Source organism: Maritalea sp. YIW29, from assembly GCF_057219265.1.
Map to the genome: position 1 here is coordinate 748,662 of NZ_JBXVVF010000001.1, position 23,193 is coordinate 771,854.

Consider the following 23,193-nt stretch of genomic DNA (forward strand, 5'->3'; position numbering starts at 1 on the left):
AAATCACGCCCAAACATCGAATTCGCTATTAAGCTTAGACCATGTCACGCTTAACTTCTGACAAAGAACCAGCACGATCGCCAGGAAGAACTTTTGCCCAGAAATCAGTGTTTTCGCAAAGGCCCGCTGGAACAAGTGTCCATGCATTGCCTTGGTAGTCAACTTTAGAAGTACCAGCACATGTAGTGCCTGGGCCAGCTGCGCAATCGTTTTTGCCTGCAACTGAAACACCGAAACATTTCTCCATTGCGCCTTCAGCGTGAGCTGGGGCAACTGAAGAAGCTGTTGAGATTGCTGCAGCCATTGCAGACGCTACGATAAGGCTAGTAGCTGTTTTTGACTTAGACATATGATCCTCCGAGGGATTTAGGTTTTCCGAGTTAATTTGAACAGCTCATTGGCTGCGAGATTGTTTTGCATCAAAAACTTCCGAAGATAAAATAACGACTGCTCAAATCGCTGTGAGCGACGCGTGAGTTCGTTGAAAGCCATTGATTTGCAAACATACTACACAATCTATCCTAGCCAGCTAAAGTTGAATTGGTTACACCCTAGCATAAGACCGGCAATACAACTTTTGCGGAGGCGACCATGGCTCATAGTGGTGGACGGATGGCACAGTCAAACATCGAGCGTTACGACATTCCGCCGCTTCGGGATGAACTTGGCCAAATCAGCGGTGACTGGGTCGATCAGATTGTCGATCTCATCGCCACGCAGGACGCCGATGAGGTCAAAGCCTTTCTCGCACCTCTATATGCAGCTGATATTGGTGACGTTCTAGAAGCACTGTCCTCTTCTGATCGAATGGACTTGATTGCTCTGTCTGGGGATGTCTTCGATTACTCCGCGCTGACAGAAGTTGATGACGTAATTCGTCTTGAGCTGATGGAGCTGCTGCCAAATGCTGAAATCGCAAAAGGGGTCAAAGAGCTCGACAGCGATGACGCCGTATATCTGCTTGAAGATATTAGAGACACTGATCAGGCTGAAATTCTGGCTCAGTTGCCGACATTTGAGCGGTTGGCCCTGCGCCGTAGCCTTGACTTTCCAGATGATACCGCTGGTCGGCGGATGCAGACGGAGTTTATTGCCATTCCGCCATTTTGGACTGTGGGCCAAACAATCGACTATATGCGGGAATCAACTGATCTGCCTGATGACTTCTATCAAATCTATGTGGTGGACCCTGCATACAACTTGCTCGGCACGCTTGCATTGGATCGCATGTTGCGTGCGAAACGTCCCGAATCCATTGAAGCTATAATGAACAATAGTGTCATTGATGTTGCTGCTGAAGAAGATCAAGAAGAAGCGGCGCACCTGTTCGAACGATATGATTTGGTTGAATTGGCTGTTGTCGATGATTCGAGGCGCATGGTCGGGGTACTCACCATTGATGATATCGTCGACGTCATTCAAGAAGAAGCGGGCGAAGACATTAAACGCTTGGCCGGTGTTGGCGATGAAGAAGTATCCGACAATGTTTGGGATGCACTTCGAAGTCGGGTGACTTGGTTGCTCGTTAATTTGGTCACCGCCATTTTGGCCTCGTTGGTAATCGGCATGTTCGATGCAACGATTTCGCAAATGGTTGCGTTGGCAGTGTTGATGCCAATCGTTGCATCGATGGGCGGAAATGCGGGCACCCAGGCCATGACCGTTACTGTGCGGGCGCTTTCAACTAAAGAACTGGATCGCTTTAATATCCGACGGTTGATTACCCGGGAAGTTTTGGTTGGCGCGCTGAATGGCGCGATTTTTGCCGTTATTATTGGCATCGTCACGTCGATATGGTTCGGCAACATTTTGCTGGGTGGTGTGATTGGTTTAGCGATGGTTGTGAATATGTTTGCTGCTGGCGTGTCCGGAATTCTAATTCCACTGGCATTGGACCGCATGAACATTGATCCGGCCGTTGCATCTACCGCTTTTGTAACGACTGTAACGGATGTGGTTGGTTTCTTTGCATTTTTATCATTGGCAGCCTTGGCTTTCGGCTTGTTTTAAGCAGTGCAGCTTAGATTAGTTATACACAGTTTTGTCCAAACTGACGTGATGGGTTGCCAAGTTCGAATTATTTAATTATCTGTTAACGTTCCTGCTGCGCTTCAGTGCGAAGCAGGAGGGGTGAAACAGACTAAAGGAGACTGCATGCGTAGCCAATCAAAGGCGGTATGTTGGCGGGCAGCAAGCTGGACATTTATTTGTCTGCTGTCAGTCGGATTACTTGTATCAGTCATTGTCGGCGCTTAGCATTTTTGCTTGAGTAGCACGACACTTATAAGACGGGGCGCGATCATTTATGATCAGCGCCCCTTTCTTTTGCGACATTGATTGAATTGTGATGTCGCGTCTAAATTTCAATCCATTCAATTTCGTTCCGAATTGCGGTAAAACGCCAACTATGATTCATCTCATCAAACTATCAGTGGGTACGACATCAATCGAAAGCCTCGCGGCTTATCGCGCTGCCGTGGTGGAAAGCGGAGCAGGGCGACCAGACGGTTTGGCGTGGCACCGCACCCGCATGATGCCCAAACGACGTGATGAATTGATTGCTGCTGGTTCAATCTATTGGGTTTTTGCAGGAAAAATTCAATGTCGACAGAGGATCGTCGACCTGGAAGCCGGGACCGACAGCGAGGGCCGCTCATTCTGCGACATTGTTATGGATCAAACTCTTATTCCAACAGTACCTCGGCCAAAACGGCCCTTTCAGGGGTGGCGTTATCTTAAGCACGGAGACGCGCCAAATGATTTGACCGTCTCAGCAGCCAGAGAAAGCCCCCCAGAGGAAATGGCACATGTGCTGGCGGAATTAGGGTTAATTTAACGCGTTTACCTCATCTATTAAGTTAGAATTCATTAACTTAAAAATCAGTCTTGTTGTTGGCGTAATTAATGGACACTATTGCGTCGGGAATTGAGGGAATGTTGATGGCTGAACGGTCTGGTGCACATCTAATTGTGTTGGGCAATGAAAAGGGCGGGTCTGGTAAAACGACGACGGCGTTCCATCTTGCCATCCAGTTGCTCTATCAAGGCTATAATGTTGCAACGATCGATACTGATAGTCGCCAGCAAACATTTACCCACTATGTGAAGAACCGCCGCAATTGGGCGCGTAAGCATGGTGTGCGAATTCCCCACACGACACATTACCACCTGCCCATTGCCAAATCAGATAGCCAAGCTGAGCGAAACCGGATTGAGTTTTCTCTTTTCCGCCAAGCTGTTGGCGAAGTTGAAAAGCATGCTGATTTTCTGATTGTCGATACACCGGGGTTTGATACGCACCTCACAAGACTTGCTCATGCGTTGGCCGACACATTGGTCACCCCGGTGAATGACAGTTTGATCGATCTTGACGTTTTGGCTGATATTGATCCCGTGACGTTGGAAATTCGCTCAATCAACCATTATGCGCGATTGGTGCAGCAGTCTCGTAAAGAACGGCTCGCGCTTGATGGCAAAACCATCGACTGGGTGATCGTGCGCAACCGGATCGCGTCTTTGTCTTCCCGCAATATGCGTAGTGTGCAGTCAGCAATCGGCAGGATATCTGATCGGTTAGGTTGTCGGATGGCGGATGGTATTGCAGAGCGGGTGGCTTTCCGCTCATTGTTTTCGTCCGGTCTTACCGTATTTGATCCTGCAAGTGACGAAGTGCTAGCGGGGGGCGGGGTTTCCCAAATCAGCGCAAGACAAGAATATCGTCGTTTGGTCGATGTTTTGAACTTGCCGGTTCGCGAACGTATCGAAGAGCGTCGCGCTCGACGCGAAGAGTGGCGCGCACGCGTGCGTGAAAATGCAGCATTCGAACATGTTGCTGCCAATTAAACGATCAGCTGTTTAAGCTTCGTTTTGATGATTTCCAAACTCGATGAGCACGGCACGTGACCCATTTGCATTGAATACATCTAGCTCAATATGGGTGCGATCTTGCAATACGCGGCGCGTGCGAGAAGATATCGCCATGACCGAGTTCAGCATTTCAGCGACAGATTTGCCCTGACTGCGTTCTGCAACATTTTTCGCAATGCGCAAGAGGGCAGATTTTCTAACGCTCTCGTCTTTTGATGCGAGCTCTGATTTGGGCTCAAAATTTGCCAGCTCTTTTAGATGGTCCAAATTTGGGTGGTTTATGTTTTGCATTGAGTTACTCCATTACACTTACTCATGCGGTGAATTTTCTAGCCTGGCAGTGCCAAGCAGCTAATGTTCTTTTCCTTAAGGGCTTCGCACGCTGTGGTTGCTTCAGCCTCGTTGGTGAAACCGACAAACCGTGCACGGTAAAACTCTTGACCGTTTCGGGTGACATTCTGCACCGATGGGCGATAGTCGTTGAGAATGGCCAACTGGCCGTTCGCTTTCGCCAAAAGCATATCTGCTTTGGCCTGATTGTTTGCAGCTCCAACTTGAACTGCCCAAATGGCAGGGCTGTTGGTGAGGGCGGACGTGTGTACGATGCTGCTAGTGGTGAGTGGGTCATTAATATCGCCCGGTGGCACTAAGCCTTGTGGCGGCACCGGTCCAGAACGCGTCGAGGGTTTGTTGCGATTGATCAAGTTGCCCAACAAGTTGAGCGGTTGAAATGCGTTCGCCTGGTCCAGGGACTGTCTGTTTGGCTGCAATTGCGCGGGTTCCGCTTGCGCATTTATTGCAATCACGCCAAGTGGTTTCGCGCCTGTGCCCGTCAGCAAATCAATTGGTCGCCGAGGTGGCAATGGCGCAACAAGCGAGGGCTCAACCGAAGCAACAACAATTTCTTCTGTCTTTGTTGGCGCCAATGGGGCAGGGACCAATGGCGCTGGGGCGGCCGCAACAAGGGTCGGCACAGGAACAACAGGTGTTTGGTTGCCGCCAAGGCGTGATGGACGTGGAGGCGGCGTGCCCTTAATAGCAACTGCAATGGCTTGCGATCTTGAAGCTGTGCCTCTTGGTTTCGCGATTGCCGCTTGTTTCCAGTAGCTACCTTTGCGTGCCTTTGGCAGGTACTTTTTGATCAGCGAAGCAACTTTGGCATTGCGCGAGGCGCTTTTGTTGAAGCCAAATCCAACCACAATGATGTGGCGGTTGCCAACGCGGGCAGATGTTAGAAGGTTAAACCCTGCTGCACGGATGTAGCCCGTTTTAAAGCCGTCGACGCCTTTTACGCTGCCGAGCAAACGGTTGTGGTTGCCATATGTCTTGCCGCGATATCGGAATGAGCGGGTTTTGAAATATTTGAAATATTGAGGGAAGTGCTGAAACACTGCCATTCCAAGCCGAGCTTGATCTCGGACGGTGGTGACTTGTTTGCTGTTGGGTAGACCAGACGCATTCTTGTATGTGGTGCGCGACATGCCAAGCGCGCGTGCCGTTTTCGTCATGCGGATGGCAAATTTGCCTTCGGTGCCTGAAATGTTTTCAGCAACGACGCGGGCAACATCGTTTGCAGATTTGGTCACCAGCGCTTTAATTGCGTCAGAAACTGTGATCGTCGTGCCAGCTTTTAGATAAAGTTTACTTGGCTCAGCGCTTGCTGCATATTTTGAAACTCTTAGTTTTGAATTGAGTTTTAACCGACCAGCGGCAAGCTCTTCAAACACCACGTAGAGTGTCATGACTTTGGCGACAGATGCTGGGTAACGTTTTGCGTCAGCGCCAGAGGAATAGAGGGTCTTGCCTGTTTTGGCATCGACGACAATTCCGGCATATTTGCGTAAACTTGCGGCGTCTGCGGTATTTGGTGCGAAAAATGACACCAAAACAATCGACAAAGACGCTACGAAGAGCGCCATGAAACGGCGAAGCGCGCTAAAATCAGAGAGGAAATCCACCCTGTACTCCAAAACAAATCGGGCCAATACGCAGGCCCGTACTCTAAACTCATGTTCTGCTTCGCATTTTCGTCTCAAATGGAACGATAATGAGGGCAGAAAACTCTACACAATTCCGCAAAATACAGGTGGCTTCTTACGAATGAGTAAAATTGTTTTGAATTGTTTGAAAAACTAAATCACATTCTAATTAGTTGGTCGCAACTTTGTGATGTTGGATTTCCGCATAAGGGGACTTAACATTAGTAACAGATTGCCTACATAATGGGATCGAGATTCACCAACAATGAACGACGCTAAATTGACCATGATAAAGATGACCAAAATATCCCAATCTTCTGACGATCAGAACGACAGTGATTCTGAGGATGGAATTGGGGTTGCGACGAAGACTAGGGCAAAGACTAAAAAGCCGGCGCTTTATCGTGTTTTGTTGTTGAATGATGACTATACGCCGATGGAATTTGTGATTGCTGTTTTGCAGCAGGTCTTTAACAAAAATCAAGACGAGGCCGTCTCGATCACAATGCATGTCCACAATCACGGCGTGGGGGAGTGCGGAATATTCCCGTACGAAGTAGCAGAAACTAAAGTAACTCAGGTCATGGACGCGGCCAAAAAAAATCAGCACCCGTTACAGTGCGTTATGGAAAAACAGTAGGATATAGCTATGCCCTCATTTTCACGCGGATTAGAAAAAGCGCTGCACAATGCCATGAATTTGGCACGTGAGCACGCCCATGAAATGGCAACGCTTGAACATTTGCTGCTTGCTTTGACCGATGATGAAGATGCGATCGCGGTTTTGGATGCCTGCGAGGTTGATCGTGAAGCGCTTCGTCAAGATTTAGAAGAGTTCATTCAAGATGAGCTTTCAAGTCTTGTGGTCACGGGCGATGTGGAATCTAGCCCAACCGCAGCGTTTCAACGGGTCATCCAACGCGCCGTCATTCATGTCCAGTCTTCTGGGCGTGACGAAGTTACCGGTGCCAATGTTCTTGTTGCTATTTTTGCCGAACGGGAAAGCCATGCTGCTTATTTCCTCGAGCAGCAGGATATGACGCGCCTTGATGCGGTGAATTACATTTCACACGGCATCTCGAAGTCAGGTGTTACCGAGACGCGGCCACTAAATGGCGCTCAGGAAGAAAGCGAAGGCGCGGAAGGCGCCGGAAAGTCTCCGCTTGACGAGTTCTGTGTTAATCTGAATGAAAAGGCCAAAGACGGCAAGATTGATCCACTGATCGGTCGATCGTCTGAATTGAAAAGGACCATTCAGGTTCTATGCCGTCGTTCGAAGAATAATCCACTTTATGTAGGTGATCCGGGTGTTGGTAAGACAGCTATTGCTGAAGGTCTGGCCAAACGCATCATCGAAGGCGATGTGCCTGAGGTGCTTAAAACGTCAGTCATCTATTCGCTCGATATGGGATCGCTCTTGGCAGGTACGCGCTACCGTGGTGATTTTGAGGAACGTTTAAAGTCCGTTGTTAAGGCGCTTGAAAAGGAACCGGAAAGCATCCTGTTTATCGACGAGATCCACACTGTGATTGGTGCTGGAGCAACGTCTGGTGGCGCGCTTGATGCATCAAACTTGTTGAAGCCGGCGCTTGCGTCGGGTGAAATTCGTTGTATCGGTTCAACAACTTACAAAGAGTACCGTCAATTCTTTGAAAAAGACCGTGCCCTTGTGCGCCGGTTCCAAAAAATTGACGTTGCAGAGCCAAGCATTCCCGATGCGATTGACATCATGAAAGGGCTAAAACCCTATTATGAGAAATATCACGATGTGGAATATACCAATGACGCGATTAAGTCTGCCGTTGAGCTTTCCGCTCGTTATATCAATGACCGCAAGCTACCAGACAAGGCCATCGACGTCGTTGATGAATCTGGTGCTGCGCAACGCTTGCTAGAAGAAAAAGATCGTAAAAAGACCATCGGTGTGGACGAAATTGAAGCAACAATCGCGACAATGGCACGTATTCCGCCCAAATCGGTTTCCAAGTCTGACACTGAACTATTGTCTGGACTAGAAGACAATTTGAAACGCGTAGTCTTCGGTCAGGATACAGCGATTGGTGCACTTTCGTCGGCAATCAAGCTTGCCCGAGCGGGATTGCGTGAGCCTGAAAAGCCAATTGGCTCTTATTTGTTCACCGGCCCAACTGGTGTTGGTAAAACTGAAGTGGCAAAACAGTTGGCTGACACATTGGGTGTTGAACTGCTGCGATTTGACATGTCCGAATATATGGAACGTCACACCGTATCGCGTTTAATCGGTGCGCCTCCGGGATATGTTGGGTTTGATCAGGGTGGTTTGTTGACCGATGGCGTCGACCAAAATCCACATTGCGTGGTGTTGCTTGATGAAATCGAAAAAGCACATCCAGATCTGTTCAATATTCTGTTGCAGGTGATGGATCACGGCAAGCTGACAGATCACAACGGCAAAGAAGTCATGTTCCGCAATGTTATATTGATCATGACATCAAACGCTGGGGCTGCTGATATGGCCCGTGCGCCTGTTGGCTTTACGAATGAACGCCGTACGGGTGATGACGAAGAAGCATTGAAAACCTTCTTCACGCCAGAATTCCGCAACCGTTTGGATGCGATTATTTCGTTTGGTGCATTGCCGGGCAAAGTTGTATCGCAGGTTGTCGAGAAGTTTGTTATTCAGCTTGAAGCCCAATTGGGTGAGCGCGATGTCACCATCGAACTTACACCAGCGGCCAATAAGTGGATTGCAACCCGTGGTTATGATGAACAGATGGGCGCACGGCCATTGGGGCGTGTTATCCAAGAGCACATCAAGAAGCCATTGGCGGATGAACTATTGTTCGGCAAACTGCAAAATGGTGGCACCGTGAAAGTGGATGTTAAACGTGGGGCGGATGAGCTTGTACTTAAGTTCTTGCCACCGCGGCCAGCCAAGCCCAAAGCGATTACCGGGCCAGAGAAGCGAAAGGCCATAACCAAGCCTGCCGCCAAAAAGGCTGCAGCCAAGGGGGCGAGGGTGCCCTCGACGCCGAGAAAATCGAAAAAAAGTTCTGAAAAGAGCTAATCAAAAAGGCCGGTCATCTGACCGGCCTCTTTTTTTTAGATCGCCGCTTTGATGAGGGCTGCTGTTTCGGCTAGCTCTTCATTCATTGTTGTGTTGGTCGCATGTTTTGCGTTCTGCTGGCTAGCGTAGCAAGGGATAATGTGGAAATGCAGGTGATAGACGGTTTGCCCAGCGACTTCTTCACTCGATTGACGGAGCAAAATGCCATCTGCGCTCATTGCCTGTTTTACTGCAACAGCAATTTTTTGAACCCGTTTGATCAGCTCGGCCAAATTGTCTGTGTCCACATCCATCAAGTTGCGGGAACCCGTTTTGGGAATAACCAGCACGTGGCCTTTGCTCTCGGGCATAATATCCATGATTGAGATGCAAATGTCATCTTCGTAGACTTTATGGCTGGGGAGGTCGCCTGCGATAATTTTTGTGAAAATGTTGTTAGGATCGTAGTTGCCGGTCATTCGTTGTCGCTCGCTGGTCTGGAGTTTTTTTGTAATCCTAGGTTACTCATCATAGGACGCAGACATCAAGTTAGATTGTCAATGCCACAAATCAATCGCTTCGCTGCTTGAAAGGCGTGTAGTCGGAAAGCTCAGCTTGATCTAGCGCCACATGCTCGCGTTCATTGACCAGATAGTCCTCAATCGCCTCCCGGAAGGCAGGGTGTGCGATATAGTGCGCGGAGTATGTTGTGACGGGCTCATAGCCGCGGGCCAGCTTGTGACCACCTTGTGCGCCTGCCTCTACGCGAGCAAGTTTGTTTTCAATTGCAAAATCAATTGCTTGATAATAGCAAAGTTCAAAATGCAAAAATGGAACGTGTTGGTTGCATCCCCAATAGCGGCCAAACAATGTGTCTTTGCCGATGAAATTAAGTGCACCAGCAATTGGCCGATCGCCGTCCATCGCAAACATGATCAATATTTGATCGGCCATAATTTCGCCAATCATCGAAAAGAACGTGCGGGTTAGGTAAGGACTGCCCCATTTACGCGCGCCGGTATCTTGATAGAACTCGAAAAAGTGGTCCCAGTCGCGCTCCGTAATGTCAGTGCCGGTTTTCCAAACAATCTCAAGGCCGTTATCGCTCAGAGCTGCACTGCGTTCCTTGCGGATTGCTTTGCGCTTTCTTGAGGTGAGGTCATCCAAAAAATCTGAGAAATTGCCATATTCACGATTGGTCCAATGGAATTGCTGATCGTTCCGTTCAAGCCAACCTTTGGCCTTGAAAATATTCAATTCTTCAAGCGACAGGAATGTCGCGTGGGCGGATGAACATCCCAATTGCACCGTGGCTGAGGCAGCGGCGTCGGGCAGGGCACTGGCAGCTGGATTTGCGAGGCCGCCCTTCATCAGCAATTTAGGGGCTGAAGCGGGGGTAAATGGAACTGATATTTGCAGCTTTGGATAATAGTTGCCACCGGCTCGGGCATATGCGTCCGCCCAGGCGTGGTCAAACACATATTCGCCTTGTGAGTGCGACTTGATATAGGCAGGCATTATTGCGGAAACATTTTGGTTTTGGTCAATCAAGCCAATATGTTGCGGGTGCCATCCGGTGACTGCACTTGCGCTGCCCGACCGTTCCAGTGCATCAAAAAAGGCATATTGCACAAATGGGTTTTCTTCACCCGCGCATGCTTGCCAATCCGCTTCGCCAATTTCGGCAGCGGATCCGAATGTTTTTGCAATAATTGTGTCTTTTGGTTCCGTCACATTGACCTTTTCGGGAGTTCTTTTGCCGCATCACCTTCAAAAACAATCTGGTCAGCTCCTTTGTTGGCCAGTTCGATGTCGGCTTTTGACTTAATTGTCCATGTCATGGTCTTCTTGCCCATCGCTCTTAGGAGACGAACCATGGGCAGTTTTAGATCAATCACTTTGCAGGAAATGAACTCGAAACGCGTCCATGGATAGTGAAAAAGGTGACGTGAAACGAATGCAGCGAGCCAAGTCACTGGGTTGTAGTCTTTCTCCTTCACAACCACGCCGACAGGCCATGTGGTGCCCAATCTTCGCAAATGATAAAGAATGCCCGCATCAAAGCTTTTGAAAACCAAAGCCCCCTTATAGTCGTTCGCGCCCGCGATTACTGCTTGCGCAATTGCTGGATTTCGTTTGCCTTGAGACTTAAGTTCGACAACCAGTGGCGCATTGCCATTAACAAGTTCAAGCAATTGAGAAAAATGCATCGGGCGATCTTGAGAGCCCTTAAGGGGAATACGGCATAGTTGATCGCTGCTCAGGTCTTTGATCTTGCCCTTTTGTTCTGTTAGCCGATCCAACACATAGTCATGAAAAACAACAGGTTGGTCGTCGCCGGTGAGTTGAATGTCGCATTCAATCCCGAAGCCAGCTTCAATTGCTGCCTCAAAGGCAGATTTACTGTTCTCAATGATGCCCCGCTCAACATCGTGCAATCCACGATGGGCGATAGGTTGGGCAAATACCGAATCCAGCGCGCTCATTAGTTGAAGACTTCAACAATTGCTTCAATTTCAACCACGGCGCCAAGTGGCAATGCTGTTACACCTACTGCGGCGCGGGCGTGCTTGCCTTTATCACCAAACACTTCACCAATCAGATCAGAAGCGCCGTTGGCCACGAGATGTTGTTCAAAAAAGTCATCTGTCGAGGCAACGAAAATGCTAAGTTTGATGAATTGTTTGATGTCGCTTAAATCGACGTTGGCGCTGGATTTGATCTGCCCAAGAATGTTGAGCGCGCATAGCTGTGCTGCTTTCTGGGCTTCTTCAACCCCAACATTGTCGCCAAGTCGCCCTTTTCTCAAACCATCACTATCCAGGGGCAATTGCCCCGATATATGTAACAAATTCCCCGTTCGTTGCACGGGTACATAGCTTGCTAGCGGTGCGATTGGCGCTGGCAATTGAAATCCCAGCTCGGCAAGTTTTTGTTCTGGAGACATGGTGTAAGCCTAATTTCTATTTTGGTTTTTGAGAATCGTTATCTTCATTACGTACATCTTTTTTGGCACTCATCAACTTGCCGCGTAATACGGCCTTTTTACCAAATCGATTGCGCACTTTATCCATTGCCCGTTCGGCCGCTGCTTTGCGCGCTATTTTAGGATCGATCAAGTCCACCGGATCACTTGTCGGCGCTTTGCAAAGACCCGAAACGCCGATGCCGATCAAGCGAAAACTCGTCATGCCGACTTCTTTTTCCAGCATTGATTGGCCGGTTTCATAAATGGTGTGCGCGAATTGAGTGGGCGAGAGCAGTTGCCGCCGCCGTGTACGGGTCGCAAAACCGGCAGTTTTCAGCTTGATGGTGATCGTATCGCCTGCCAAGTCCTTGGTTTTTAGGCGTGCAGACACTTCCTCAGCAAGGCGAAGCATCACTTTAGAAAGTTCTTCAAAATCATTTATATCATTAAAGAAAGTTGTTTCATTGGATACGGATTTTACACCTCTTGATCTTTTAACGATGCGTTTGTCCAAGCCTCGTGCGAGATAGTATAGTCGTCCGCCGATTTCGCCGTAACGGCTAGCCAAATCCTTTAAATCCATTTCTTGCAGCTGGCCAATCCGCGTGATGCCGTCGCGCTCCAGTCGTTCGCCGAATTTTTTGCCAATCCCATAGATAATTGTCACAGGCTTGTCGGCGAGAAATGTCGTGGTCTCTTCTTCGCCGATCAGCGCCATTCCGCGTGGCTTATCGAGGTCGGAAGCGATTTTGGCTAAAAACTTGTTGTGTGACAGGCCAATGGAAAGCGTCACCCCGACATTTTTTTCCACTTCGCGCGCCAATCTGGCTAGGCTTTGGGCGGGCGAGCTGTTGTGCAATTTTTCAGTGCCTGCCAAATCCAAAAATGCCTCGTCGATGCTTAATGGCTCGACGGAGGGCGTTAGTTTGTCGAATTCCTCGCGGATCAGCTTGCTGGCTTTGACATATTCGGCCATGCGCGGGCGCACAAATACCGCTTGCGGGCAAAGTCGTTTGGCTTGAAATGCAGGCATGGCGGATCGCACGCCGCTCATTCGCGCAATGTAGCAACATGTGGAAACCACACCGCGTTGACCGCCGCCAACAATTACCGGCTTGTCGCGTAGTTCAGGATTGTCGCGTTTTTCAACAGATGCGTAAAAAGAATCGCAGTCGACATGCGCAACTGTGAGTTTGGCCAATTCAGGGTGCGTGATGGTGCGTCGTGACATGCAGGACGGGCAGCGTGAGAAATCTTTCTCAATCTGTTGATGTCCGCATTCCTTGCAAAGTGACGCCATTAGCTCCTAGCCACCCGGGTTTAGCTTGTAATAGGCGCGCATAAATTGCTCGCTCGTCACATGCGCATTCGCGCACACGGCCAGCATTGCCGGCTCGTTATGGGCGAAATAGTCAAACAAGCCAACTTTGATCTGATCATTTACGCCGGAGCGGATGTCATTCGCAGAAATGCCGGTTTCGGCCATAAATTGACCCAGAAGATCGGGCTCACTGACCAAGTGGCCTAAGCAGGCGTTGGCGATTTCGTCCACAAAGCTATCAGAAACAAGGCTCATCAATTTTACGTCCTATTACGTCTTTCGTAAGAAATTTGATGTTAGATCAATTGCATCTCAAATTCGAGAAGTCATGTGAACAATTCATCCGGGGAATTATGTCAAAAACGGTGATGATCGTTGAAGATAACGAGCTGAACATGAAGCTGTTCAACGATTTACTGGAATCGCGTGGCTATCGCACGATACAAACACGGAATGGTCTTGATGCGCTAGACATAGCAAAAGAGCACCATCCGGACTTGATCTTGATGGATATTCAACTGCCAGAAGTTTCTGGATTGGTTGTGACTAAGTGGATCAAAGAGAACGAAGAATTGGCCCACATACCGGTGATCGCTGTAACCGCGTTCGCGATGAAGGGCGATGAAGAGCGAATTCTAGAAGGTGGGTGCGAGGGCTATATATCCAAGCCGATTTCGCTGCCCCATTTCCTTGAAACGATTGAAAAATTTATTGGGCCAGGCAAGTAAGCTGGCTGGGAGTAAGGCGTAGTCATGACGGCACGAGTATTGGTTGTTGATGATATACCAACAAATGTAAAACTGCTTTCTGCTCGGCTCACTGCCGAGTATTTTGACGTGTTGGAGGCCAGCAATGGCGCTGACGCGATTGAAATTTGTAGGCGCGGCGAATGTGATCTTGTTCTGTTGGACGTGATGATGCCGGAAATGGATGGGTTCGAGACCTGTCAGCGGCTCAAGAGTGATCCAAAAACACAACATATCCCCATTGTCATGGTGACAGCCTTGGATCAACCTTCGGACAAAGTTCGGGGCTTGGAAGCCGGAGCTGATGATTTTTTGACCAAGCCGGTTGATGATGTTCAATTGATGGCTCGGGTTAAAAGCTTAGCACGTTTGAAAAACCTTACAGACGAGCTGCGCGCCCGCGCAATTACCGGTCAAGCAATCGCCATTGAAGATATAGTGGATATGACTGCTGGCGTAGATGCGGCAGGCGGAAAAATTTTATTGGTTGATTCTGATGCCCACAACGCACGTCGGCTAATGGAAACGCTGAATGAGGAGCATGATGTTTCTCATCTTACAACACCTGAAGATGTTGCATTTCATCTGGCGGAATCAGAATATGAACTTGTTGTCGTCAGCATGGCGCTTGATGGCATTGATCCGTTGCGCGTCTGTTCGCAAATTCGCACATTGGAGCATTCGAAAAACCTGCCAATTATCTTGGTGGCGGATGTGCCTGATAAACCAAAAGTGGTGCGCGGTTTGGAACTTGGGGTGAATGACTTTATTCTGCGCCCCGTCGAGCGGAACGAACTGGCTGCCCGTGTGCGTACGCAGGTGAGGCGCTATCGTTACTCCGCTGAGTTGCGCAAGAACCTTTCGAGCACCGTCGCGATGGCTGTGATTGATGGGCTAACGGGCTTGTACAATCGTCGGTATTTTGACCGCCATATGTGCGTTCAACTTGATAAAGCGCGTGAGGGCGACAAAAATCTTGGTCTCATGATGCTCGACATAGATTTCTTCAAGTCGGTGAATGACACGCATGGCCATGCCGCTGGTGATGAAGTATTGCGCGAATTCGCCAATCGCCTTCAGCGCAATATTCGTGGCGTCGATCTTGCTTGCCGTTACGGTGGCGAAGAGTTTGTAGTGATGATGCCAGGTGCAGATTTGCACCATGCAAAAAACATTGCTGAGCGTATTCGCAATGCAATCGCCAGCGAGCCGTTTGAGACCGAAGTGTCGATGCCTTTGGATATCACTGTGAGTGTTGGCATTGCGATCAATGAGCTGCCTGATGACACGCCGGATCAAATGCTTAAGCGTGCTGATATTGCGCTTTATCGCGCAAAGCGGGAAGGGCGCAATCGTATCGTTTACGACGCCGCCTAAACTTTCCGCCTGTCTGGAAATTGAAATATGTCGCGCGATTGTCCGTCTGGAAACGGTTCTCGCGCGATTTTTTTGCCGCCAAGCGACAATGTTAGGGCTCTGGCAGCGACATTCTTGTCGTCCATGTGAGTTTCAACTAAATCCCAGCCCAGTTGTTCATAGCCGAACTGAATAGTGGCTAGTGACGCTTCCTTCGCAAATCCTTGTTTGCGCGCTTCTGGCAAAATCCACCATGTTAGCTCTCGTCTTGGCCATCCTTGAGGGGCGACGAGCCCGCATGAGCCGATAACTTCACTAGTGTCACGGCGCACAAGTGTCCACAGGCCAAAACCCCTAAGCGCCCAGTGACCGATATTCTTGGCCAAAGCACTCCACGCACCAATTTCGCTTAATGGCCCGCCATAGAAGAGGGATGCCTCTGCGTCGCTAAAGAACGCCAGATAGGCAGTCATATCAGTTTCTTGCGGACATCTGAGAATTAGACGATCGGTTTGCAATGTCGGAACATTTTCTAAAGGGGACATGTCTTTAATTTCTTGAAGCGTTGCAGGAAGGGAGGCGCGAGAATCGCGCTTTATGACGCTAAACCGATAAAGCTTTATCTATCAAGGTTACTGCTTAGTGTTAACAGGCAACCTTAATGGGCCCCGTTAAGGTTAAGCCTTTAACATAGCTGATGAATTTGGGATGCCAATGGGCCAATTTGGTTGGCCATGTGGCGCTTTGGGTGTAGGTAAAATGCAAGCGGTTCAATGAAGAACCCGATCATTCCTACGGTATTTTCTCAGGTCCGCCGCAACTTCCTGGGTCCGTAGGTCGGGCAGGTTCAACCTGGCGTTAGAGTGGCCTCTTCTTGCTGGGTTGAACTGCCCACTAAAAAACCCCGCCTTTCGGCGGGGTTTGATTTTTTCCCATCAATTAGGGTCCAGACCCTAGATTTCAAAAAGAAACCTTACTTGATTTTGGATTCTTTGAATTCTACGTGCTTACGTACAACAGGATCATACTTTTTCAGTGTGAGCTTTTCTGTCAATGTGCGCGAATTCTTCTTGGCTACGTAGAAGTAACCTGTGTCAGCTGTTGAAACCAGCTTGATCTTAACGGTGTTTGACTTGGCCATGCCTGCAATCCCAAATAAAAGGCCACGCGAGTTGTCGCGCGGCACAAAATCGATATCGGGCGCAAACTAGGCATTTAGCGCTAAATGTCAAGCACCCGAAGAATGTTTTTCTGAATGTCTGCCCGTTACATATCTGTTTCTGGGCTGAAGTTTGGATCAAAGCCATGCAGGTAGTTCGCCCACTGCAATCCAACGATCATTCCTTTGATCGGGCGCAACAAACCAAGTGACAAAATCAACATGGTGGGAAGCGACCAATAAAGATGGATCATCGGTTCGATTTCGTAGCTTGTTTCAATATGGAAGATCAACCCAACTACGATGTGCCCGACAATTGCCATGGTGATATATGGGGGCGCATCGTCTGCACGGTGGTGGTGCAGGGCTTCGTGACAATTCGAACAGCTGTCCTGGATCTTTAGATAGCCCTGAAACAGGTGCCCTTTGCCGCATTTTGGGCAGCGGCCCATAATACCGCGCTTAACAGCGCCCCAAACATCTCGTTTGGGCTTTGCGATTGTGTCTAACTCAATGCTCATTTGGCTCACGTGCATTCCCTATCTCTTTTTTCGCCGACCGCCAATTGACTTTTTGTACGTCGGACGACGTGACCGGCGACCACCTGGCGGTTTTACTTTCTCTCCACGTGAAAGCATTTCAAACCGCAAGGAACCCGCCAAAGGTTCAGCCTCCATCAACCGTACTTCAACTTGATCACCAATCCGATAACGCTCTCCGGTACGTTCGCCGATCAATGCTTGTTGTCCTTCATCATGGATGAAGTAGTCCGTGCCAAGGGTGCTTGCGGGTATAAAACCATCTGCGCCCGATTTATCCAATCGGACAAATAGTCCCGCCCCAATAACCCCTGCAATTCGACCAGGGAATTGAGCACCAATTTGGTCTGCGAGATAGTAAGCCAGCAGGCGATCTGTCGTTTCTCGCTCGGCCGACATGGCACGCCGTTCCGTCATTGAAATCTGCTGTCCAATCGCCGCTAACTTGTTGTCAGTCTCTACCGGCAGGCCGTCATCGCCCAAGTTTAGGGCGCGAATGAGGGCGCGGTGAACGATTAAATCGGCGTAGCGACGAATGGGCGAGGTGAAATGCGCATATCGTCGCAAGTTTAGGCCAAAGTGGCCGTAATTCTCGTTTGTATATTCGGCTTGGGCCTGCGAGCGAAGAATCATCTCGTTGACGAGATGCGGATTGTCGCTCTCTTCCGCCAGCGCTAGAATGCGATTGAATTGCTCTGGTTTTACCGTATCGCCGGGGGCGAAGTTCAAGTCCATCGAAGAAAGACCTTCTTTCAAACCAATCAGTTTTTGCTGAGATGGCGCATCATGCACACGATAGAGCAGGGGCACTTTGTGCTTTTCAAGCGTTTCTGCGGCACACACATTGGATTGGATCATCATCTCTTCGATTAACCGGTGGGCGGTTAATCGTTCTGGGATGTGCACGTCTTCCACTAAGCCTTGATCATTGAGCATTATGCGGCGCTCTGGCAGGTCGAGCGCCAGTGGACCACGACGTTTTTGTGCCTTTTCCATCGCCGCGAAAGCTTCAAACAAAGGCTTGATTATGGGTTCAAGCAGTGGCGCTGTTTTATCATCAGGATGACCGTCAATCGCGGTTTGTGCTTGTTGGTAGCTTAGTTTGGCTGCCGAACGAATAAGGGCGCGATGGAAGCTGTGGCTGATCTTTTCACCCGTCGCGTCAAACACCATCCGCAATCCCATGGCGGCGCGATTTTCCAACTCGATCAGCGAGCACAGATTGTTTGAAATCTTCTCTGGGAGCATCGGCACAACCCGATCCGGGAAATAGACCGAGTTGCCACGCAAAAGCGCCTCACGCTCCATTTCTGAACCGGGACGGACATAGTGCGCCACATCTGCAATGGCCACATAGACGACAAACCCGCCTTCATTGGCAGCATCTTCATCGCGATGGGCGTAAACGGCGTCATCATGATCTTTCGCTGTTGCTGGGTCGATGGTAACGAATGGCATTTCACGCCAATCTTCCCGACCTGACAAATCAGCAGGCTTGGCGGCTTCAGATTCGGCAATCACCGCATTTGGGAATTTGTGTGGAATTTCCAAATTGTGCAGCGCGATCAGGCTAACAGCCTTTTCGCTGAGCGGGTTGCCGATGACATTGATCACTTTGGCTTTTGGCACCATGGCGCGGCCTGAAACCGATTGCTCGACTTCCACGAGGTCGCCATCTTTGGCGTTATTGAGGTCGCCAGCGTGGATTTGCATTTCACGGCCTTTGCGCTCAACGGGGATCAAACGGGCACCATTGTCGGTGAGGCGAATGACGCCGATCAACGATTTTCTTGGCGCATCCAAAACCTTCATCGGTTTGGCGATGTAGGCTGGGCCTTCTGGGTCGTCGCTCTTAGAAATCCGCGCCAGAACGCGATCGCCGGGGCCTGGAACGGCCTTGGCGTCCTTGCCACCTGCGATAAGAACCGCAGGCCGTTCGCCGTCATCATCATCCCATTTCGCCGGATGCCCGACCATATTGTCAGGATCTGCGTCGGTCGGAATTTCAATGACGGTGACAGAAGGCAGTGCTGCGGTGCGCTTATAGGCCTTGCGCGACCGATTGATCACGCCATCTTCTTCCATTTCACGCAATAGCGCTTTTAGGATGATGCGTTCGTCGCCACGTATGCCAAATGCTTTGGCAATGTCGCGTTTGCTCGCTTTGTTCGGGTTGAGATCTAGATATTCAACAACCTGATCACGTGTTGGCATTTGCCCGTCGCGGTTTTGTTTCGCGCGGGTTTTGTGGCTGCGTCGTTGATCTGGGGCTTTGGCTAGGCGACCCTTATCGGCATTGCGGGCCATTTATGGACCCCTTATGTTTCTGCGGTCGTCTTTTTCGCCGCTGGTTTCTTTTTGGCCGGAGCCTTTTTCGCTGCAGGCTTTTTCTTCGCTGCTGGTTTCTTTTTAGCTGGCGCCTTGCGCTTTTTCGCTGGGCCTTTTGCCGCTTTTTCTGCGATCAGTTCCAAAGCGCGTTCTAACGTAACGCTTTGTGGGTCCGTATCTTTTGGCAAAGTGGCGTTGATCTTGGCGTGGTTTACATAAGGGCCGTAGCGGCCATCTTTTACGGTAACTGGTCCGCCATCAGGGTGATCGCCCAATTCTTTGAGCGTTGCTGCTGCGCCACGTCGTCCGCCTCCAGCCGCTTTTTCGGCCAATACAGTAACAGCGCGGTTCAAGCCAACTGAAAAGACTTCTTCAATATCCGGCAAATTCGCATATTTGCCATTGTGTAAAACAAATGGACCGTAGCGACCAAGGCCTGCTGTGATCATTTTGCCGTCTTCGGGGTGCTCGCCCACATCTCGCGGCAATGAAATAAGTTTTACAGCCTTTTCCAGATCTATTGATTCTGGTGACCAGCCTTTTGGCAGGCCTGCGCGCTTTTTCTCGTCATTGTGGACCATTTCTAAATATGGACCAAAGCGACCAGATTTCATTTCAATGTCTGCGCCAAATTCAGGATGTTGGCCGATAACGCCGATACCTGCGGTTTCTGCTGCTTGACCAGTCGCACTTTCGGCCAATTGGCGTGTGTGATTACATTCGGGATAGTTTTCACAACCGATAAATGCGCCGAATTTGCCCAATTTGAGGGACAGTTGGCCTGTTTCGCAATCAGGGCATTTGCGCGGATCAGATCCATCTTCCTTCGCTGGGAAAATGTGCGACCCAAGCAGTGCGTTCAATGCATCTAGAACTTCTGAAACCCGTAGGTCCTTGATTTCAACAACATGGGCAGAGAAATCGCGCCAGAAGCGGTTCAACACATCTTTATAGTTGATGTCGCCAGCTGAAATGCCATCCAGCTCTTCTTCAAGATTGGCGGTGAAGCTATATTCAACATAGCGCTCAAAGAAGCTTTCCAAAAATGCGGTAACCAAACGGCCACGGTCCTCTGGAATAAGAGCGCGTTTTTCAAGTCGGATATAATCGCGATCACGCAATACACCCAAAGTCGCCGCATAGGTGGAAGGACGGCCAATGCCGAGCTCTTCCATCTTTTTGATCAAACTCGCCTCAGTAAAACGGGCAGGTGGTTGGGTGTGATGTTGTTCAGCCAAAACATCAAGAAGCGATGGCTTGTCGCCTGTATCAAGTTTTGGCAGTTCTTTAGAATTCTCATCGTCCTTGTCGACAGTGCTGACACCATAAAGCGACATGAAGCCTGGGAACGTCACGACGGAACCAACCGCACGCAAATCAATTGACCGTGTGCCATTGACCCGCAAGTCTGCAGTTGTCCGTTCAACTTCTGCGGCACGCATTTGGCTGGCCATCGTGCGTTTCCAGATCAACTCATAGAGTTTTTTCTGGTCCGGGTCTGAGTTTTTCAAAAGAGCAGGGGTGCGCGACAAATCCGTAGGTCGGATCGCTTCGTGCGCCTCTTGAGCGTTTTTGGCCTTGGACTGATAGATACGTGCTTTTTCTGGCAAGTAATTGTCGCCAAAATCACGGGCGATTTGACGGCGCGTTGCATCAATTGCTTCAGGGGCAATCTGCACGCCATCCGTACGCATATAAGTGATCGAACCATCTTCATAAAGACGTTGCGCGATCTGCATGGTACGTGAAGGTGAGAAACCTAAACGGCTTGAAGCATCTTGTTGGATGGTTGAGGTCGTAAACGGCGCGTACGGATTGCGCTTGGTTGGTTTTTTCTCAACGTTCGCAACTTCAATATCGCCAGCCTTAATGGCGGCGCGGATGCTTTCAGCTTCTTCGCTGGTCTTAATATCCAGCTTATCGACTTTGTTGCCGTCTAACGCATAAAGGCGGGCATCAAACTTGGTGCCATCCTTTTCGAAGTTGGAGGTCACGCTCCAATATTCTTGTGGCTTGAACTTTTCAATTTCGGTTTCTCGTTCGCAAACCAAACGCAGCGCGACAGACTGCACCCGTCCTGCGGAACGTGAGCCAGGCAGTTTGCGCCAGAGCACCGGTGAAAGTGTAAAGCCTACGAGATAATCAAGGGCACGGCGTGCCAAATAGGCATCAACCAACGGCACATCCAAATCACGTGGATTGGCCATTGCTTCCAACACTGCATTTTTGGTAATGGCGTTGAAAACCACACGTTTGACCGGCTTATCTTTAAGGGCCTTTTTCTGCTTTAGCACTTCCAAAACGTGCCAAGAAATCGCTTCACCTTCGCGATCCGGATCGGTCGCGAGGATCAGTTCGTCAGACGCTTTAACAGCGCGCGTGATGTCGGTTAGGCGTTTTTTCGACGCCGCATCAACTTCCCACTTCATCTCGAAATCATGTTCAGGGTCCACAGAGCCATCTTTAGATGGCAGGTCGCGGACGTGTCCAAAGGACGCGAGCACCTCGAAATCTTTTCCGAGATATTTATTGATTGTCTTAGCTTTTGCGGGGCTTTCGACAATTACAACTTTCATCGCGATTTCCTTAACTTCAACATGATGGATCGGCGGCAACATGATCTTGTTCGCCGTGCATTGTCAATCATTCTAGATATTGCACAGCTTGCCGCATGAAATAATTCGTAGCTGCCGTCACCTAGTGGAGAAACAAGAGGAATTCAAGTGGTGTTTGAAATCAATCGATCAATTTTAGGTTTACCAACTGGCCAGATGAACGCTCGATCCGGCCTGCGATTTCCAGATCCAGCAGTACCATTTGCACAGCTTGCGCGGGCAGCGCCGTTGCGCGAATAATCTCATCGATGGCTATTGGGGTGTGGCTGAGGGAAGACAATACTTCTTGGGCCGCGGTGGGCGCATCGTCCATATCCCAATCAAGATATTGGTCTTCGCTATCTTCTTGAAACAGGTCGGGTTGGGAGAGTTCGAACGTTGTAATCTCTTCCAAAATGTCATCGACATTTCTCACCAATGTGGCGCCATCGCGAATAAGCTTATTACCGCCAGCCGCGCGCGGATCTAAAGGGAAACCGGGGATAGCCATAACATCGCGGTTTTGTTCGTTTGCCAAACGCGCCGTAATTAGCGATCCAGACCGGACGGCGGCTTCAATCACCAAAACGCCAAGGGACATGCCAGCGACGATGCGGTTCCGACGCGGGAAGTCTCGGGCAATGGGCCTCGTGCCAAATGGCATCTCTGTCACCAGCAGGCCACCATTGTCGACAATTGATTTCGCGAGATCACGGTTCTGTTCTGGATAGATAAAGTCTATGCCACCCGCAAACACGGCAACAGTTCCGGCTTTTAGGCTAGCTGTGTGCGCTGCACTGTCTATGCCGCGCGCTAGGCCAGAGATAATAGCATAACCGTTTTGGCCGAGTTCTGCGGCCAGTTGCCGGGTGAGGGCCATGCCGGCGGCTGATGCATTTCGTGCGCCCACAATCGCGATGCTCTTATGTAAATCGAATTTTGCTTCACCTAATGCCGATAGGATTGGCGGTGCGTTTGAGGTGTGGGCAAGTAAGGGCGGGTAATCCGGTTCGCCCAGCCCAATCACGTGTCCACCGATTTTGTGCAGTTTTTCCAACTCTGCTTCTGCATCCGCGACAGGGCAGATTTTGATCGGCTTCGCGGCGCCACCACGTGCGGCGAGTTCTGGTAGGGCGTCAAGGGCAGCATCAACATTGCCAAACCTGTTGATCAGCCGCTTAAAAGTGGCCGGGCCAACATTTTCGGAGCGGATCAGCCTTAGCCAAGCCAGCTTTTGAATGTCAGTGAGATATGTTTTTGGCGGAGCTGGCTCGTCAAATAGAGACATTAGTGCCCTAGGACCTAGCCAGT

At 49.8% G+C, this 23,193-nt stretch carries 22 protein-coding genes; 7 read left to right on the forward strand and 15 right to left on the reverse strand.

The annotated features are described in order from the left end of the window. Window positions 1–34: 34 nt before the first annotated feature. Complete coding sequence (locus AC2D8L_RS03740) at window positions 35–349, reverse strand: BufA1 family periplasmic bufferin-type metallophore (RefSeq protein ID WP_484684107.1); 315 nt, start codon at window positions 347–349, stop codon at window positions 35–37. Between the two features lie 242 nt (window positions 350–591). Between AC2D8L_RS03740 and mgtE the strand changes: the two genes are divergently transcribed. The 3 genes from mgtE (at window position 592) to AC2D8L_RS03755 (ending at window position 3,843) form a co-directional block, all read left to right on the forward strand. Next, window positions 592–2,010, forward strand: a complete 1,419-nt coding sequence (gene mgtE, locus AC2D8L_RS03745; protein ID WP_484684108.1) for a magnesium transporter — start codon at window positions 592–594, stop codon at window positions 2,008–2,010. Between the two features lie 397 nt (window positions 2,011–2,407). Further along, entirely contained in the window at window positions 2,408–2,836 is a 429-nt protein-coding gene (locus AC2D8L_RS03750) for a DUF1489 family protein (protein ID WP_484684109.1), read from the forward strand. Window positions 2,837–2,940: 104 nt separating this feature from the next. Further along, window positions 2,941–3,843, forward strand: a complete 903-nt coding sequence (locus AC2D8L_RS03755) for a division plane positioning ATPase MipZ (protein ID WP_484684110.1) — start codon at window positions 2,941–2,943, stop codon at window positions 3,841–3,843. A gap of 12 nt (window positions 3,844–3,855) precedes the next feature. Here AC2D8L_RS03755 and AC2D8L_RS03760 read toward each other — a convergent pair whose 3' ends face one another. Together AC2D8L_RS03760 and AC2D8L_RS03765 are read right to left on the reverse strand one after the other, a co-directional pair. Continuing rightward, entirely contained in the window at window positions 3,856–4,158 is a 303-nt protein-coding gene (locus AC2D8L_RS03760; RefSeq protein ID WP_484684111.1) for a hypothetical protein, read from the reverse strand. Between the two features lie 38 nt (window positions 4,159–4,196). Continuing rightward, the gene (locus tag AC2D8L_RS03765; protein ID WP_484684112.1) at window positions 4,197–5,825 is read right to left on the reverse strand and encodes a serine hydrolase; all 1,629 of its coding nucleotides are present in this window, start codon (window positions 5,823–5,825) and stop codon (window positions 4,197–4,199) included. Window positions 5,826–6,132: 307 nt separating this feature from the next. Between AC2D8L_RS03765 and clpS the strand changes: the two genes are divergently transcribed. Further along, window positions 6,133–6,486 carry an ATP-dependent Clp protease adapter ClpS gene (gene clpS, locus AC2D8L_RS03770; RefSeq protein WP_484685144.1) on the forward strand — a complete coding sequence of 118 codons (354 nt, stop codon included), beginning with the start codon at window positions 6,133–6,135 and terminating at the stop codon, window positions 6,484–6,486. 9 nt (window positions 6,487–6,495) lie between these two features. Beyond that, window positions 6,496–8,892 (forward strand): ATP-dependent Clp protease ATP-binding subunit ClpA, encoded by a 2,397-nt coding sequence (gene clpA / locus AC2D8L_RS03775; protein ID WP_484684113.1) that lies wholly within the window; start codon window positions 6,496–6,498, stop codon window positions 8,890–8,892. A 35-nt stretch (window positions 8,893–8,927) separates the two neighbouring features. Here the strand turns inward: clpA and AC2D8L_RS03780 are convergent, their stop codons facing one another. The 6 genes from AC2D8L_RS03780 to AC2D8L_RS03805 form a co-directional block, all read right to left on the reverse strand. Continuing rightward, entirely contained in the window at window positions 8,928–9,350 is a 423-nt protein-coding gene (locus tag AC2D8L_RS03780; protein ID WP_484684114.1) for an HIT family protein, read from the reverse strand. A 91-nt stretch (window positions 9,351–9,441) separates the two neighbouring features. Then, window positions 9,442–10,605 (reverse strand): GNAT family N-acetyltransferase, encoded by a 1,164-nt coding sequence (locus AC2D8L_RS03785; protein WP_484684115.1) that lies wholly within the window; start codon window positions 10,603–10,605, stop codon window positions 9,442–9,444. Next, window positions 10,602–11,357 carry a glycerophosphodiester phosphodiesterase family protein gene (locus AC2D8L_RS03790; protein ID WP_484684116.1) on the reverse strand — a complete coding sequence of 252 codons (756 nt, stop codon included), beginning with the start codon at window positions 11,355–11,357 and terminating at the stop codon, window positions 10,602–10,604. The genes AC2D8L_RS03785 and AC2D8L_RS03790 overlap by 4 nt, the downstream gene beginning before the upstream one ends. Continuing rightward, window positions 11,357–11,818: a RidA family protein gene (locus AC2D8L_RS03795; protein ID WP_484684117.1), complete on the reverse strand. Its 462-nt coding sequence runs from the start codon at window positions 11,816–11,818 to the stop codon at window positions 11,357–11,359. Before AC2D8L_RS03795 ends, AC2D8L_RS03790 begins: the two co-directional genes overlap by 1 nt. A gap of 16 nt (window positions 11,819–11,834) precedes the next feature. Beyond that, the gene (locus AC2D8L_RS03800) at window positions 11,835–13,139 is read right to left on the reverse strand and encodes a DNA polymerase IV (RefSeq protein ID WP_484684118.1); all 1,305 of its coding nucleotides are present in this window, start codon (window positions 13,137–13,139) and stop codon (window positions 11,835–11,837) included. 6 nt (window positions 13,140–13,145) lie between these two features. Beyond that, a complete protein-coding gene (locus AC2D8L_RS03805; RefSeq protein WP_484684119.1) occupies window positions 13,146–13,415 on the reverse strand; it encodes a DUF3572 family protein in 270 nt (89 codons plus the stop codon). A gap of 98 nt (window positions 13,416–13,513) precedes the next feature. Here AC2D8L_RS03805 and AC2D8L_RS03810 point away from each other — a divergent pair, with 98 nt between their 5' ends. Beyond that, window positions 13,514–13,888 carry a response regulator gene (locus AC2D8L_RS03810; protein ID WP_484685145.1) on the forward strand — a complete coding sequence of 125 codons (375 nt, stop codon included), beginning with the start codon at window positions 13,514–13,516 and terminating at the stop codon, window positions 13,886–13,888. 24 nt (window positions 13,889–13,912) lie between these two features. Further along, a complete protein-coding gene (locus tag AC2D8L_RS03815; RefSeq protein ID WP_484684120.1) occupies window positions 13,913–15,283 on the forward strand; it encodes a PleD family two-component system response regulator in 1,371 nt (456 codons plus the stop codon). On the opposite strand, the gene AC2D8L_RS03820 is transcribed toward AC2D8L_RS03815, so the two are convergent. The 6 genes from AC2D8L_RS03820 to dprA form a co-directional block, all read right to left on the reverse strand. After that, window positions 15,280–15,807, reverse strand: coding sequence for a GNAT family N-acetyltransferase (locus tag AC2D8L_RS03820; protein ID WP_484684121.1), 528 nt, complete (start codon window positions 15,805–15,807; stop codon window positions 15,280–15,282). The genes AC2D8L_RS03815 and AC2D8L_RS03820 overlap by 4 nt on opposite strands. A gap of 428 nt (window positions 15,808–16,235) precedes the next feature. After that, complete coding sequence (gene rpmG, locus AC2D8L_RS03825; RefSeq protein WP_435668938.1) at window positions 16,236–16,403, reverse strand: 50S ribosomal protein L33; 168 nt, start codon at window positions 16,401–16,403, stop codon at window positions 16,236–16,238. Between the two features lie 125 nt (window positions 16,404–16,528). Next, a complete protein-coding gene (locus AC2D8L_RS03830) occupies window positions 16,529–16,942 on the reverse strand; it encodes a DUF983 domain-containing protein (protein WP_484684122.1) in 414 nt (137 codons plus the stop codon). Window positions 16,943–16,960: 18 nt separating this feature from the next. Then, window positions 16,961–19,267, reverse strand: coding sequence for a ribonuclease R (rnr, locus tag AC2D8L_RS03835; protein WP_484684123.1), 2,307 nt, complete (start codon window positions 19,265–19,267; stop codon window positions 16,961–16,963). Window positions 19,268–19,278: 11 nt separating this feature from the next. After that, window positions 19,279–21,864 (reverse strand): type I DNA topoisomerase, encoded by a 2,586-nt coding sequence (gene topA / locus AC2D8L_RS03840; protein WP_484685146.1) that lies wholly within the window; start codon window positions 21,862–21,864, stop codon window positions 19,279–19,281. Between the two features lie 160 nt (window positions 21,865–22,024). Further along, complete coding sequence (gene dprA / locus AC2D8L_RS03845) at window positions 22,025–23,170, reverse strand: DNA-processing protein DprA (RefSeq protein ID WP_484684124.1); 1,146 nt, start codon at window positions 23,168–23,170, stop codon at window positions 22,025–22,027. Between the last annotated feature and the right edge of the window lie 23 nt (window positions 23,171–23,193).